The sequence below is a fragment of the Kitasatospora sp. NPDC058406 genome, assembly GCF_042722765.1.
Classification (GTDB): Bacteria; Actinomycetota; Actinomycetes; order Streptomycetales; family Streptomycetaceae; genus Kitasatospora.
The window spans coordinates 21,647-35,355 of record NZ_JBHXKE010000082.1 but is presented as its reverse complement, the minus strand read 5'-3'; the positions used below and the strand labels follow the sequence as shown (position 1 = coordinate 35,355).

Genomic DNA, 13,709 nt, shown 5'->3' with positions numbered 1-13,709 from the left:
TGCAGATGTCGCAATCCACACCGAGCCAGAAGGCCCTCACTCATTTCAAGATCACCACGCCGTGAGCCCTGTCACCAACCTCCGTGGTCAGTACAGCTAGGGCGCCGGCGGACCACCGGGCAGCGCCAATGACCGTGCGATTCCCTGGGCCACTTGGCGACCGGCGGACCTGGGAGCTGTACCTCCGCCGACGCCCCGACCACCCGCGCCGGACCCCTGCGGCGGACCCCCGTGCCCGACCGCCGACGCGTGTCGGACGGTGCGCGGGGACCGGCGCCGACCGCACCCGCGCCCGCCCCGGGAACGCACGTGCGCCCCCGCCCGAGCATCACCCGGACGGCGGTACCGGGCACACTCCGGCCGTGCCGCGTACCGTCCGTGCCCGCCCCATCCGAGCTCCGGTCAGTTGTCCGATCCGGACTAAAGTGCCCGTGTTGACCGGCCAGTAAGGCGCTCCTATGCTCATCCGCGTTCGCGAACGTGGACACGACCAATCCTGTCCGCGCACACGAACACCGTTCACGCTCGCGTCCGCGAAACCGTTCCCGTTCGCGTACCCGAAGACCGTCCGGCACCGGGGCCGGGGCCCACGAAGGCCCGCCCCGCCGGAGCCGTCACCGGCTCGAAGGGCTCCCGCCATCAGCACCTCCACCGCACCCCCGGACGGCACCGCCGAGCAGCCTCCCTCGTCCACCGGACGCCGCCGCTTCCTGACCTACCTGCTCGCCGCGCCCACCCTCACCGTCGCCGCCCGGGCCGGTCTGGACGCCGCCGCACCGACCGCCGCCCGGGCCGCGGTCCGTGCCGCCGCGCAGGTCGCGGCCCCCGTCACCGGACCCGCCGCCGGACCCGCCGGCGCGCCCTCGCAGTTGCTCGGCCTGCCCGGCGTCCCGGACATCCTCGACCTCGGCGACGCGCTGCTCGTCGCGGGCCTGCCCACCGCCCACCTCCTGGTCCTGGAGATCACCGCCGCCGGCCGCGCCGTGCTGCACCTCCCCAGGCTGGAGGTCGGCCAGGGCCTCACCACGACGGTCGCGATGCTGGTCGCGGAGGAGCTCGACGCCCGGCTCGGCGACGTCGACATCCCGCTCTCCGACGGCCGCCCCGACCTGCTGTTCGGTCAGCTCACCGGTGCCTCCAACTCGGTCCGCACCCTGTACGACCCGGTCCGCGCCGTAGCCGCCGCCGCCCGCGCGCGGTTGGTCACCGCCGCCGCCCGCCGCTGGTCGCTGCCGGCCGGCACGCTGCGCACCGCCGACTCCGCCGTCCTCGCCCCCGACGGCCGACGCGCCGGCTACGGCGAACTCGCCGCCGCAGCCGCCGTCATCGCCGCCCCCGCGGTGCCCCCCACCCCCAAACCCGCCGAACAGCGACGCCTGGTGGGCCGCCCCACCCGCCGGATCGACGCCCGCGACATCGTCACCGGCCGCGCCCGGTACGCCGGCGACCTCGCCGTCCCCGGCGCGGTACCCACCGTGGTCGCCCGCCCCACCACCATCAACGGCACGCTCGCGAGCCTGGACGCCTCCGCCGCCCGCACCATGCCCGGCGTGCTGGGCGTGGTGACGATCCCCAGCGGCGTCGCCGTGCTCGCCGAAACCTTCGACCAGGCCCTCAAGGCCCGCGACGCGCTCCGGACCTCCTGGCACCCCGGGCCCGTCGCCGCGCTCTCCGACAGCGACATCCGGGCCGCCCTCCGCGCCGCCCACGCACCGTTCCTCGTCCCGCCCCTGCTCACCCAGTACGTGGACGGCGAGTTCGACTTCGCCTTCGTCAACCACGCGCCGATGGAGGTGCTGACGGCGGTCGCCGACGTCCGCCCGCACCGCGCGGAGATCTGGTTCGCCTCGCAGACCCCGATCGTGGCCCAGCAGACCATCGCCGCCGAACTCGGCCTTCCGCAGGACGCGGTGACCGTGCACGTGGTGCGCGGCGGCGGCTCCTTCGGCCGGCGGCTCTTCTTCGACGCCGCGCTGGAGGCCGCCCTGATCTCCCGGGCCGCCGGCCGCCCGGTCAAGCTGATGTGGACCCGCAACGACGACATGCGGCACGGCCGGATGCGCCCCGCCAGCCACCACCGGATCCGCGCCACCTACGGCCTCGGACAGGTGCTCAGCTACGAACACCGGGCCGCCACCGTCACGACCGACTTCGGCCACGGACTCGGCGAGGCCCTCACCGCCGCCGGCTTCCAGCTCTCGGCCGCCGGAATCTCGCTCGCCCAGGCGTTCTTCCTGCTGAGCGAGAAGAACCCGTACAACGTGGGCCTCCCGACGCAGTTGCTCGCCGAGGTGCCGCTGAAGATGCACACCGGCAGCTGGCGGTCCGTCTACTCGGGCACCGTCCGGGTCGCCGACGAGATCATGACGGACGAGCTGGCCCGCCGCTTCGGTCAGGACCCGGTCGCCTTCCGCCGGGCCCTGCTGCGCGACGCCCGCGGCCGGGCCGTCCTCGACAAGGCCGCCCTGGCCGGCCGCTGGGGCCGTACCATGCCGGCCGGCCACGCGCAGGGCATCGGCTACCACGACGAGAACGGCGGCCGCGCCGCCTACCTGGTCGAGCTCGACGCCACCGACCCTCGGCAGCCGCGCGTCACCAAGGCCGTGATCGCCGCCGACGTCGGCACGGTGATCAACCCCACCGGCCTGGAGGCGCAGCTGACCGGCGCGCTGGTGGACGGCATCTCGGTGATCCTCCGGGCGGGCAACCACATCGACCACGGCGCCGTCCGCGAGGGCAGCTTCGGCGACTTCCGCTACGCCCGCCAGCGCCACACCCCGCCGGTGGTGGAGATCCACCTCCTGCCGCCGAGCGGACCGCCCGGCGGCGCGGGCGAGCTGGGTGTGCCGGCCGCGTCGGCCGCGGTCGCCAACGCCTACGCCCGGGCGACCGGGACCAGCCCGCGGTCCTTCCCCGTCAACTTCTGAGCCGCGCCCTCCCGCCCCGCGCACCTCTTCGCCCGAACCCGGCCCACGAACCCCGGCCCACGAACCCCGGCCCACGAACTCCGGCCCACGAACCCGAAGGACACCCCGTCCCCCATGCCCAGCCACACCTTCGTCCTCAACGGGCAGCCGGTCACCGTCGAGGCCCCGGACGACATGCCCATGCTCTGGGTCCTGCGCGACAAGCTCGGTGTCACCGGTCCCAAGTACGGCTGCGGCGTCGGTGTCTGCCGGGCCTGCACCAGCCACCTGGACGGCGACGAGTTCCAGCCCTGCACGGTGGCGGTGAAGGACTGCGCCGGCCGGCGTGTCACCACCATCGAGGGGCTCGCCGACGGCGACACCCTGCACCCCGTCCAGGAAGCCTGGCTGGAGTGCGACGTCGCCCAGTGCGGCTTCTGCCAGCCCGGGCAGATCATGACCGCCGTCGCCCTGCTCCGCCGCACGCCGGCTCCCACCGACGCCGACGTCGACCAGATCCAGAACATCTGCCGCTGCGGCACCTACCCCCGCATCCGGGAGGCCATCAAGCGCGCGGCGGCCCGGACCGCGTCCGGCACCTGAACCGGCCCGGGCCGGGGGCTCCGGCCGCGCGCCGTTCCCGCAGGAGACACCCCTAGCCATCGATGGTCTAGTCCACCTAGGGTGAGCTGCCGTCAGGATCACCGAACCGAAGGGTGGGATGACGATGCTCCGGCGCCGTTCCCTGCTGACCGTCGCGGGCCTGGGCGGCGCCGCGCTCGCCCTGCCCACCGCCGTGGCGCAGGCCGCACCGGCCGCCGCACCCGCTCCTGCGGCCCGGCCCGGTACACCCCGGCCGATCGACCTGCCCGAGCCGACCGTCCGGCGCACGGTCGGGACGGTGTCGCTGCACCTCGTGGACCAGGACCGGCAGGACCCCTTCGTATCGGGACCGCGCGAGCTGATGGTGCAGCTCTGGTACCCGGCGCTCGGGAACGGCGGTGCACCGCGCGCCGCGTACACCACGACCCGGGTGGGCGCGGCCTTCGAGGAGTCGCTGCCGGTGGATCCCGGCACCATCGCGGCCCTGCGCCCGACCGCCCGCACCGGGGCGCCCGCCGTACCGGACCGGCTCCCGCTGCTGCTGCTCGGCCACGGCCGCCAGGGCGGGCGGAGCAACTGCACCGCGCTGGCCGAGGAGTTGGCGGCCCACGGCTACCTGGTCGCGGCGATCGACCACACCTACGACGCGGCCGCCGTGGAGTTCCCGGACGGACGGCTGGTGCGCAGCGTCCTGGAGGCGGATCCGGCCGACTGGGACGCCGCCGAGCGCAAGGAGGTCTCCGCCCGGGTCGGCGACCTGCGGTTCGTGGCGACCGAGCTGACCACCGGGCGGACCGCCCGACGGGCCGGGCTGCCGCGCGCCGACCGGCGCCGGATCGGCGCCTTCGGCCACTCCATGGGCGGTTCGGCCGCCGCCGAGGCGGTCCGTCAGGACAGCCGGTTCGTGACAGGGCTCAACCTCGACGGCGGCTTCTTCGGCTCACCGGTCGCCGACGAGGGCCTGGACCGGCCGTTCCTGTTGCTCACGTCGCTGGCCGACCACGACACCTGGCAGCGCTGGCGCCAGCACCAGCGCGGCTGGGGGCGCCAGTTGCAGTTGCGCGGTGCCGGGCACCTGAGCTTCACCGACCTGCCGCACGCAGCTGGCCCGGGCCACCTCGCGGATCACCTGCCGGCCGACGTCTACAGCGACCTGCTCGGCACCGTCGCACCGGAGCGGGCCACGGCGGTGACCCGCGCGTACGTCCGGGCGCACTTCGACCGCTTCCTGCGCGGTCGGCCGTCCCCGTTGCTGGAGGCGCCCTCGCGGCGCCATCCGGAGATCGCGTTCGTCTGGAGCCGGGGCTGACCGGACCGGGAGGGGCGCGGGACCGGCCCGGGACGCGTCCGCACAGGACGCGTCCGTCCGGGACGGCCCGCCGGCCCCGGCGCCCCGCGCGTCAGCCGGCGGACTCCGGGTCGCGCCCGAAGAACGCGACGAGCCGGTCGTACACCGGCGCATCCTCGTCGACCTTCACCTCCGCCCCGAACGAGCGGCCCTCCTCCTCACTCCCCCGGTACTCCGGCCGCAGCGCGCCGCGCCCCCAGGCCAGGGACGCCCGGGCGACCTCGTGGTCGAGGCCGTCCGTGGACTGACCGGTGGCCTTCGCCAAGTCCCACGCGTGGACGGCGAACTCGGCGATCTGCTGGTCCACGGGGAAGCGGGCGGGCAACTCGCCCGCGCCGGGCACCTGGATGACCCCGTCGAGGTCCCCGGCCTGTCGCCAGGCGGCCACCAGCCGCTCCGCGCCGGCCTCGAAGCGGTGCAGCCAGTCCTCATCGACCCGCTCGAAGGACGCCGACCAGTCCGGGGTGCCGCCCTCGGCCCGGACGGTGAACTGCTCCAGGTCGAACAGGAGATGGCTGATCAGCTGTCCGACGTCCCAGGACCGGCAGGCGGTCGGGTGACCGGCCTGCTCGGCGCCGGCGCCGTCGATCAGGCCGGCGGTCTGGGCGAGCGCACGGGCGAGCAGCTCGATCGGGTCTTCCGCTCCGGTCATGACGCACCTCTCGGATCACTCGGGACCCGCACCCGGGCGTGCGCCCGCGTGCGGGTCCCCGCATACGTGGTCGGACCGGGCGATCGTAAACGGGACCACTGACAACCGGCCCGGAACAACACCCCGGGCCGGTCGCCCGGGTGCCGTTGCGTCAGACGGCGAAGCCGCCGTCGACGGCTATCTCGGCACCCGTGACGTAGCGGCCCTCCTCCCCGGCCAGGTGGGCCACCGTCGCGGCGACGTCGGCGGCCCGGCCGAAGGAGCCGAGCGCGGTGAACCCCGCCTGGAAGGCGGCCGACGGCCCGTCCGCCGGGTTCATGTCGGTGTCGATCGGGCCCGGGTGGACCACGTTGGCGGTGATCCCGCGCGGGCCGAGCTCACGGGCCAGCGCCTTGGTGAGTCCGATCACCGCGGCCTTGCTGGTCGCGTACAGGCTGCCGCCGGGGAAGGCGGTGCGCTTGGCGATGCAGCTGCCGATGGTCACGATCCGACCGCCCTCGGTCAGGTGGGCCGCGGCGGCCTGGGCGAACAGGAACGGCGCGCGGACGTTGACCTCCAGCACCCGGTCCACGTCGTCCAGACCGATCTCACCGATCGGCCCGAGCACGCCCACCCCGGCGTTGTTCACCAGGATGTCCAGCCGCCCGAACCGCTCGGCGACCGCCGCGACCACGGCCCGCACCTCCTGCGGGTCCGCACTGTCCGCCCGGACCGCCCACCCGCGGCGCCCCATCGCGGTGATCTTCGCCGCCACCGCCTCGGCCCGTTCCGCGCTGCCGAGGTAGGTCAGTGCGACGTCCGCGCCGTCCTCGGCCAGCCGGAGCGCCACCGCCTCCCCGATGCCCCGGCTGCCACCGGTCACCAGGGCCACCTTGCCGTCGAGCTTCGCCAGCACAGTCGTCGTCATATCGTCGGAACTCCTTGCCTCGTTCGTGGACATGACTCGATCCTCGGGCCTCGCCGTCCGGGACTCCGGCGGTATTCGGACGTCGCGTTCAACGTTCAACAATCAGCACACGACCCCCCGCCTCCACGTCCGGCCCGGCCCGACCGGCGGACACGCCGAACGGCCGCCCCCGGGCAGGGGACGGCCGTTCGGAGGTTCCGGAAGCCACGTCTCGCGGGCGTCCGCGCCCGGACCGCCGGGCCCGGGGGGCCTGCCCGGGGGCGGTCCGGGCGACGGGCCCGGATTGCGGCAGCGGAGCGCCGAGCACGATCCGGGGGGCGCGGCGCCACCGGTGCACCGTTCGTCAGGGCGCGATCCTCCCGGAGCGCCGGCCTTCAGCGGCGGCCTTCAACACGCGGACCTCCGGGGCACGGACCCCCCGGGGCACGGACACCGGGCGCACGGGCTCCCGGCGCACGGGTCGTCAGGGCTGCACCGCTCGCCCCGGCTCAGACCGTCAGGGTCTGGCCCGGGAAGATCAGGTTCGGGTTGCCGCCGATCGCCCGGGCGTTCTTGGCGTGCAGGCTCGTGGCGTCGGTGCCGAACTTGGCCGCGATCCCGCTCAGCGTGTCACCGCTCCTGACGGTGTAGCTGCCGCCGCCGGTGTTCTTCTCGGACGCGGCGGGCCTGGCCGGCTTCGCGGCCTCCTGGGCCGGCGCCTTCCGGGACTGCGGCTTCTGGTCCTGCGCCTGCTGCGGCTTGGCGGCGGGCTTCGCGGCAGGCTTGGCCGGCTGCTCCTTCGCCGGCTGCTGCGCCTTGGGCGCCGGAGCGGCGGTGTCGACGGCGGCCGGGGCGCCGCCCCTGGCGAGGCCCGCCTTGGCCGAGCAGACGGGCCAGGCGCCCGGGCCCTGCGAGGAGAGGACCTTCTCGGCGACGGCGATCTGCTGCGCCCTGGACGCCTGGTTGGCCTGGGCCGCGTACGCGGTGCCGCCGAACGCCTTCCAGGTCGAGGGGGTGAACTGCAGTCCGCCGTAGAAGCCGTTGCCGGTGCTGATGCTCCAGTTTCCGCCGCTCTCGCACTTGGCGACGGAGTCCCAGGCGGAGGCGGGTGCGGCGGAGGCCGAGGTGGCCGTGACGAGGCCGGCCACCGGCAGGGCCGCGACGGCGGCTCCGGCCACGACAGCCATCCGGACACGGTTGCGCTTGGTGGCGCCGGTACCCGAAGTGGCGTTGTCGGCAGCGGTGGCAGCGGCGGTCTCGTGACGGGGATCCATGGAAGTCCTCTCGACAAGCCCCGGGCAGGCATGCGGAACCAGGCCCCTGCCGGGGCCGGTTGTCGCTCCCTCACTCGATGGGCGGTCGCACACGTGTCCGACGTGGCGCGCCGCCCCGGCCACCCCCGCTCGCCGACGGCCTCTTCGAGCCGGCCGGTTCGGCGGACACGGCCCTCGCGCCGGTGGTCAGTCGGCGGGCCGCGCGTCGGGGGTGAACCCGGGTGGTGCTCGTTGCACCGCCAATGAAGCTACGGGCGCTACCGGGCCGCTTCAAGCAGTTCTTGGACGCCGCAGGTCAGTTGACTGTTACCGGCGGTATTGATCATGAAAGCGTCCCCGATTCGACCGGATTCGACCGCATATTCAGGCCCAAACGATCGATTTCCGTGCCCTCGCTCACACCGAACGGGATGTGAGGGTTCCCACATCGTCCACAGGGAGCCACCGCCGCCCGACGCTCCGTCACCGCGGTGATCGGAGTTCCCGGTTCCGCGGGCCGTCGACGTGGCGTTCACCACGCCCACTACCCAGCGTCACCAAAAAGCCACTCAGATCACCGCACGCGATCGGTCCGTACCAGGACGACATGCGCCGTCAGAACCCGTGCGACGGACGGCCGAAGGCGTTCTGACCGCCCTTCGGGGGCGGCCGGCGCCCCGTCAGGAACCCGCTACCGCGCGCCGTCCAGGCCCGCGTCCCGGGCCAGCAGCGCCGCCTGGACGCGGTTCTCGCACCCCAGCTTGGCGAGGATCCTGCTGACGTACGTCTTCACCGTCGCCTCGCTCATGTGGATCCGGGCGCCCGCGTCCGCGTTGGACAGCCCCTCCCCCAACAGCGCCAGCACCTCCAGCTCACGCCCGGTCAGCACCTCCAGCCGCCGCCGGGCGTCCGCCCCGCGCGCGGCGGCCGGGCCGGACCGCCCGGCGGCCAGCGAGTCCACGATGTGGCGGGTGGCGGCGGGCGAGAGGAAGGCGTGTCCGGTGGCGGCCGCACGGACCGCCTGGATCAGCTCGGCCGGCGCGGTGTCCTTCAGAAGGAAGCCGGCACCGCCGTCGCTCACGGCGCGCAGCACGTTGTCACGCTCCCCGAAGGTGGTGAGGATCAGCGCCCGCGCGCCGGGGGCGCTCCTCGGCAGCTCGGCGAGCGCCGTCAGCCCGTCCATCACCGGCATCTGGATGTCCAGCAGGACGACGTCCACCCGGTGCGCGCGGGCGAGTTCCAGGGCCTGCCGGCCGTCGGAGGCCTCGGCCACCACGTCGATGTCGTCGGCCGAGGACAGGATCATCCTGATTCCGGCCCGGATGAGCGGCTCGTCGTCGGCGACGAGGACTCGGATCACTGCTGGTCATCCCCTTGGGCTGGTCCTGACGGCGTGGCACAGGATCCCCCCGGTGCTGCCGGGGACCATCCTCACACCTCCGCGCACCGACGCGGGACCGGCCGACGCGGGACCGGCCGGACCTCCCGGCCCGGCGGGTTCCGCACGACGGCTCCGCACGACGGCTCCGCGTGGAGGCTCCGCGTGGCGGGCGGTGTCAAGGCGACACGTTGTAGTGCTTCTTCTCCACCAGCACACCGTCCTTGAAGCAGAACCGGACGACGTTGTCGCCCTCCCAGCCGTCGCCGTCGGTGTCGGAGAGGAAGTAACGGCAGGAGGAGTCGGCCGGCGGGGTGGGTCCGCCCCGTTCCAGGTCCTTGGTGAAGAAGCTGTTGCCCGGCGGGAGCATCCGCCTCACGTCCGCCTCCGCCGTGCCCACCTCCACCGAGTCGTACAGCGGCCGCCGCACGGTCGAGTCGTCGGTGGCCCGGATGAAGGCGACGACGCCCCACACCACCAGCCCGAGCACGGCGAGCAGCACCACGGCCCCGCCGATCGCGCAGCCGATCGCCGGGCTCCGCCGCCGAGGCGGTGCGGCCTCGACCGGCGGAACGCCGTCCAGCGCCCAGTCCGGCACCTCCCCGGGAGCACCCGTGCCTCCGGCGACGGGACCGCCGGCGACGCCCCCGGCCCCTTCCGCCCCCTCGTACGGCAGCACGGCGGCCAGCCGGAACCCGGCCTCCGGCGTCGGCCCGGCGTGCACCATGCCGCCGACCAGCCGGGCCCGCTCGCGCAGTCCGGTCAGCCCCTGCCCGCCGCTGACGACCGTGGTGGCGCGCCCGGCGCGCACGCCCACGGGCTCGGGCGCTCCCGGATTCACCACCTCCACCACCAGCGCGTCCGGCTCGTACCGGAGCGCGATGTTGATCGGCGCGCCCGGCGCGTGCTTGTGCGCGTTGGTGAGCGCCTCCTGAACGATCCGGTAGGCCGCGTGCCCTGCGGACGCGGCGAGCGGGCGCCGCTCGCCGTCCCGGACGAAGGCGACCACCGTGCCGGCCGCCCGCGAGGACTCGACCAGCTGCTCGATCCCGTCCACCCCACCGGCGCCGCCGACGCCCGGCCCGACGCCCGGCCCGGCGCCCGCTCCCGCGACGGCCGGCGCGGCGGTCGACTCGTCGTGCAGCACGCCGACCACCTCCCGCAGCTCCCGCATCGCGGCGACCGCGGCCAGCCGGAGCACGCCCACCGCCTCGCGCTGCCGGTCGCTGAGGGTCCGGTCGACCTCCAGGGCCCCGGAGTGGACGGAGATCAGGGCGAGCTGGTGGCCCAGGCTGTCGTGCATGTCCTGGGCTATCCGGTGCCGCTCGCGCAGCCTCGCCTGGTGGGCGACCATCGCCCGCTCGCGCAGCAGCTGCTCGTTGCGCTCGCTCAGCGCGTCCATCAGCGCCCGGCGCTGCGCCCGGTACCGGCCCCAGAGCGCGGGCAGCACGGCGAGCAGCAGGAAGCCGCCCAGCGACAGGCCGACCACCAGCTTGACCGGCGCCTGGTCCATGTCCTTCACCACGCTGGACGCGGTGATGAGGACGAAACCCACCGTGAAGGAGCCGGCCAGGACACCGACCCTGGTCACCCGGGCACCGGCCGACCAGCCTGCGCAGACGAGCAGCGGCAGCGGCCCCCCGCACCAGCCGCTGGCCGCCGCGGTCGCCACCAGGACGGTCGCGGGCAGGCCCCGGCGCAGCAGGAAGAGGACGGCGACGAGGGGAGCGACCGGGACGGCCAGGCCGCTCCTGCTGAGCACCTCGATCATCAGGGCGAGCCCGCCGAGCAGGATCGCGCCGATCCCCTCGCGCAGCACCAGCCCGAGCCGCCACGGACCGGGCAGCGCGGTTCGTACCGCCTTCGACCAGGCTCTTGCTATGACGTCCACCCAGTGAGGCTAACGAACCGGACGGCGTGACCGCCGCCACCCTTCGTCGCCTGCCGGTCCGACGAAAGTCGCGCACCCGGCGGACGCTCGGCGGGGCCCCCGCCTCACCGGTAGGCGGTGAGCAGCAGCGCCACGTCGTCGACCCGGTGCGTCGAGCCCACCTCGTGCAGCAGCCGCTCCGCCAGCCGGTCCAGGACCTCGACGCCGTCGCCGGCCGACCCCGCCGCCGCGCCGTGGCCCGCGACCGCGGCGCGCAGCCGTTCCACGCCCTCGTCGATCGCCGCGGCCGGGTCCTCCACCAGCCCGTCCGTGTACAGCACGAGCAGTGAGCCGGGGGCCAGCCGCAGTTCACTGACCGGGTACTCGGCCCGGTGGTCGACGCCGAGCAGCGGCCCGCCCGCCACGTACAGCGCCTCCGTACGCCCGTCCGGGTGGCGCAGCACCGGCGGGAGGTGTCCCGCCCGGGCCACCAGCGCGTGGCCGTCGCCCGGTGTGAGCCGGATCAGGCAGCAGCTGGCGAGCAGCCCGGGGTCGAGGTCGAGCAGCAGCTGGTTGGTCCGGGCGAGCACCTCGTCCGGCGGGTGGCCGACGGTGGCGAAGGCCCGGACGGCGCTGCGCAGCTGGCCCATGGTGGCGGCCGCGCCGACGCTGTGGCCCTCGACGTCGCCGATGACCAGGGTGAGGTCACGCCCGGTGACGATGGCGTCGTACCAGTCGCCGCCGATCTCCATGCCCTGGGTGCCGGGCAGGTAGCGGGCGGCGATCCGGACCTCGTCCAGGCGCGGCAGCCGGTGCGGGAGCAGCGCCTGCTGGAGGCCGCGGGCCAGGGCGAACTCGGCGTCGTAGAGGCGGGCGCGTTCCAGGGCCTGGGCGATGAAGCCGCCGAGGGCCGTGAGCAGGCCGCGTTCCTCCAGCGTGAACGAGCGGGCCCGGTCGAAGCCGAGGATGCAGCTGCCGACCGGGTGGCCGGAGGCGATCAGCGGCAGGAAGGCCCAGGCGCCCATCTCGTCCAGTTCGATGCCGGGGTAGGCGGCGGCGAGCTGCCCGACCGACTCGAAGAAGATCGGGGTGCCGGTGCTGAGCGTCTCGGCGCCAGGCACCCGGGCTCCGATCGGGGTGCCCTCGAAGTGGTCGAGGAAGCCGTCCGGGTAGCCGCTCTGCGAGACGAGGTGCAGGCGCCGGTCCCGGACGGCGTAGATGGCGAGCTCCTGGCCGCCGAGGGCCGGCAGGATCTCGTCGGCGACCGCCCGGCAGACCTCGCGGACGGTGACGGCCTCGCTGAGCGCGCTGGCCAGCTGCAGCAGGTGGTACATGACGCCGAGGCCGGTCCAGGTGCCGGGCGCGGGCTCGGCGGGCGGTTCGGCCGCGCCGGGCGGGGGCACCGCGGCGACCACCCGGCCGGTGACGCCGTGCGCGTCCGGGTAGAGCGAGAAGGCGAGCCAGTGGTCCGGCGGACGCCGGGCGAGGAAGGCGGTGGGCTGCTGCGAGAGCAGCGAGGCCCGGTAGCGGTTCTCGTACACCGGGTCGGACAGCCAGGGCAGCACGTGCCAGGGGTGGTGGCCGAGCAGGTCCTCGCGGCGGGTCTGGAGCAGCAGCTCGACGCTGTGGTTGGCGAAGGTGATCCGGCCGTCCGGGTCGAGCGAGAAGACGCCGTCGCGCAGCCGTTCCACGGCGGCGGCGGCGGCCGTCCCGGTCCGGGTGTCGAGGACGGCGCCGACCAGGCGGCTGCGGCCGTCCGCACCGCTGCCGGGCACCCGGGCCCACAGCTCGACGGGGTACGGGTGCCCGTCCCGGTCCAGGACGCGCAGGCGGGCGGCGAGCACGTGGCCCCGGTCGAGGGCGCCGCGCACGGCGGTCCGGAACTCCGGCAGGTCTCCCGCGGCGATCCGGCCGGCCAGGGTTTCGGCGCGGCCGTCGAAGTCGCCGGGGGCGAGGCCGAAGATCTCGCAGAACTGGTCGTCGGCGGAGACCTCGCCGGTGACCACGTTCCAGTCGAACAGTCCGACCCGGGTGGTGGGCGCGGACGGCGGGGTCAGTTCCACCACGGTGGTGTCGCCGTTGGGCTCGACCGCGCCGCCGGCCGCCTCCAGGCCGGCCAGGCCGTTGGCGAGGCGGTTGGCGACCGTCCGCAGGTGGCGCCGCGCGCCCTCCGGCACCCCGTCGTCGGAGGCCGGCCAGAGCACGCTGAGCACCCCGTACGTGTCGTCGCCGGTGCGGATCGGGACGCAGGCCGAGGCGAAGTCGTAGGGCATGCCGACGGCCAGCTGGGGGAAGCGCCGCATCATGTCCTCGGTGTCGGACAGCGTGACCGTCCGCCCGGTGCGGTAGGAGACCGCTGCCGGCAGCGGCCCGGCGGCGGCGACCCGCCGGAACGGACTGATGATCGACAGCGGCACGCCGGCGATGGCGCAGAGCACCAGCGAGCGCCGGTCGCGCGAGCGGAGGTGGACGGTCGCGCCGTACGCGTCGGTGGTGCCCAGCACCCTCCGGACGGCGACCGCCAGCAGGGCGTCGCGTTCCTGGGCCGCGCCGTCCGCCCCGCCCGGCCCGGTCGCCACCGGGCCGGCGGGTCCGGCCGGATCCGCCCGGACGGGGGCAGCGTGCTCCCGGGGGCGGTGCGGGTCGGATCGCGCGTCCCGGGCACCACCGCCGCTCGGTCGCGGACCGGGCGGGTCCGCCGGCACACCCTGGCGCATCTTCTCTTGCTACGCCGGGCCCCAGGGGCTGTCAAGGCGAACCCACCGGACGCACCGGTCACACGGCCCCCGGGGTGCCCGTGCACCCCGGGGGCG

9 protein-coding genes are annotated in these 13,709 nt (G+C 75.0%); 3 read left to right on the top strand and 6 right to left on the bottom strand.

The window, feature by feature from the left end:
• Positions 1-458 precede the first annotated feature (458 nt).
• From ACFWOG_RS18160 to ACFWOG_RS18150, 3 genes are all read left to right on the top strand, one after another.
• Positions 459-2,927, top strand: coding sequence for a molybdopterin cofactor-binding domain-containing protein (locus tag ACFWOG_RS18160; protein WP_380359592.1), 2,469 nt, complete (start codon positions 459-461; stop codon positions 2,925-2,927).
• A gap of 114 nt (positions 2,928-3,041) precedes the next feature.
• Entirely contained in the window at positions 3,042-3,509 is a 468-nt protein-coding gene (locus ACFWOG_RS18155) for a (2Fe-2S)-binding protein (protein ID WP_329951132.1), read from the top strand.
• Positions 3,510-3,627: 118 nt separating this feature from the next.
• Entirely contained in the window at positions 3,628-4,818 is a 1,191-nt protein-coding gene (locus ACFWOG_RS18150; RefSeq protein WP_380359589.1) for an alpha/beta hydrolase family protein, read from the top strand.
• 91 nt (positions 4,819-4,909) lie between these two features.
• On the opposite strand, the gene ACFWOG_RS18145 is transcribed toward ACFWOG_RS18150, so the two are convergent.
• The 6 genes from ACFWOG_RS18145 to ACFWOG_RS18120 form a co-directional block, all read right to left on the bottom strand.
• Positions 4,910-5,509, bottom strand: coding sequence for a TIGR03086 family metal-binding protein (locus ACFWOG_RS18145; protein WP_355404196.1), 600 nt, complete (start codon positions 5,507-5,509; stop codon positions 4,910-4,912).
• 151 nt (positions 5,510-5,660) lie between these two features.
• Positions 5,661-6,416, bottom strand: a complete 756-nt coding sequence (locus ACFWOG_RS18140) for an SDR family oxidoreductase (protein WP_329951135.1) — start codon at positions 6,414-6,416, stop codon at positions 5,661-5,663.
• A gap of 488 nt (positions 6,417-6,904) precedes the next feature.
• Positions 6,905-7,669: a transglycosylase family protein gene (locus ACFWOG_RS18135; RefSeq protein ID WP_329951136.1), complete on the bottom strand. Its 765-nt coding sequence runs from the start codon at positions 7,667-7,669 to the stop codon at positions 6,905-6,907.
• Between the two features lie 670 nt (positions 7,670-8,339).
• Positions 8,340-9,008: a response regulator transcription factor gene (locus ACFWOG_RS18130; protein WP_329881779.1), complete on the bottom strand. Its 669-nt coding sequence runs from the start codon at positions 9,006-9,008 to the stop codon at positions 8,340-8,342.
• Between the two features lie 196 nt (positions 9,009-9,204).
• Positions 9,205-10,917, bottom strand: a complete 1,713-nt coding sequence (locus ACFWOG_RS18125; protein ID WP_380359586.1) for a sensor histidine kinase — start codon at positions 10,915-10,917, stop codon at positions 9,205-9,207.
• A gap of 104 nt (positions 10,918-11,021) precedes the next feature.
• Positions 11,022-13,475, bottom strand: coding sequence for a SpoIIE family protein phosphatase (locus ACFWOG_RS18120; protein ID WP_380359584.1), 2,454 nt, complete (start codon positions 13,473-13,475; stop codon positions 11,022-11,024).
• Positions 13,476-13,709: the final 234 nt, after the last annotated feature.

Coding starts and splice junctions, on each gene's coding strand:
- ACFWOG_RS18160 (WP_380359592.1), top strand. CDS start 459: ATGCTCATCCGCGTTCGCGAACGTGGACACGACCAATCCTGTCCGCGC.
- ACFWOG_RS18155 (WP_329951132.1), top strand. CDS start 3,042: ATGCCCAGCCACACCTTCGTCCTCAACGGGCAGCCGGTCACCGTCGAG.
- ACFWOG_RS18150 (WP_380359589.1), top strand. CDS start 3,628: ATGACGATGCTCCGGCGCCGTTCCCTGCTGACCGTCGCGGGCCTGGGC.
- ACFWOG_RS18145 (WP_355404196.1), bottom strand. CDS start 5,509: ATGACCGGAGCGGAAGACCCGATCGAGCTGCTCGCCCGTGCGCTCGCC.
- ACFWOG_RS18140 (WP_329951135.1), bottom strand. CDS start 6,416: ATGACGACGACTGTGCTGGCGAAGCTCGACGGCAAGGTGGCCCTGGTG.
- ACFWOG_RS18135 (WP_329951136.1), bottom strand. CDS start 7,669: ATGGATCCCCGTCACGAGACCGCCGCTGCCACCGCTGCCGACAACGCC.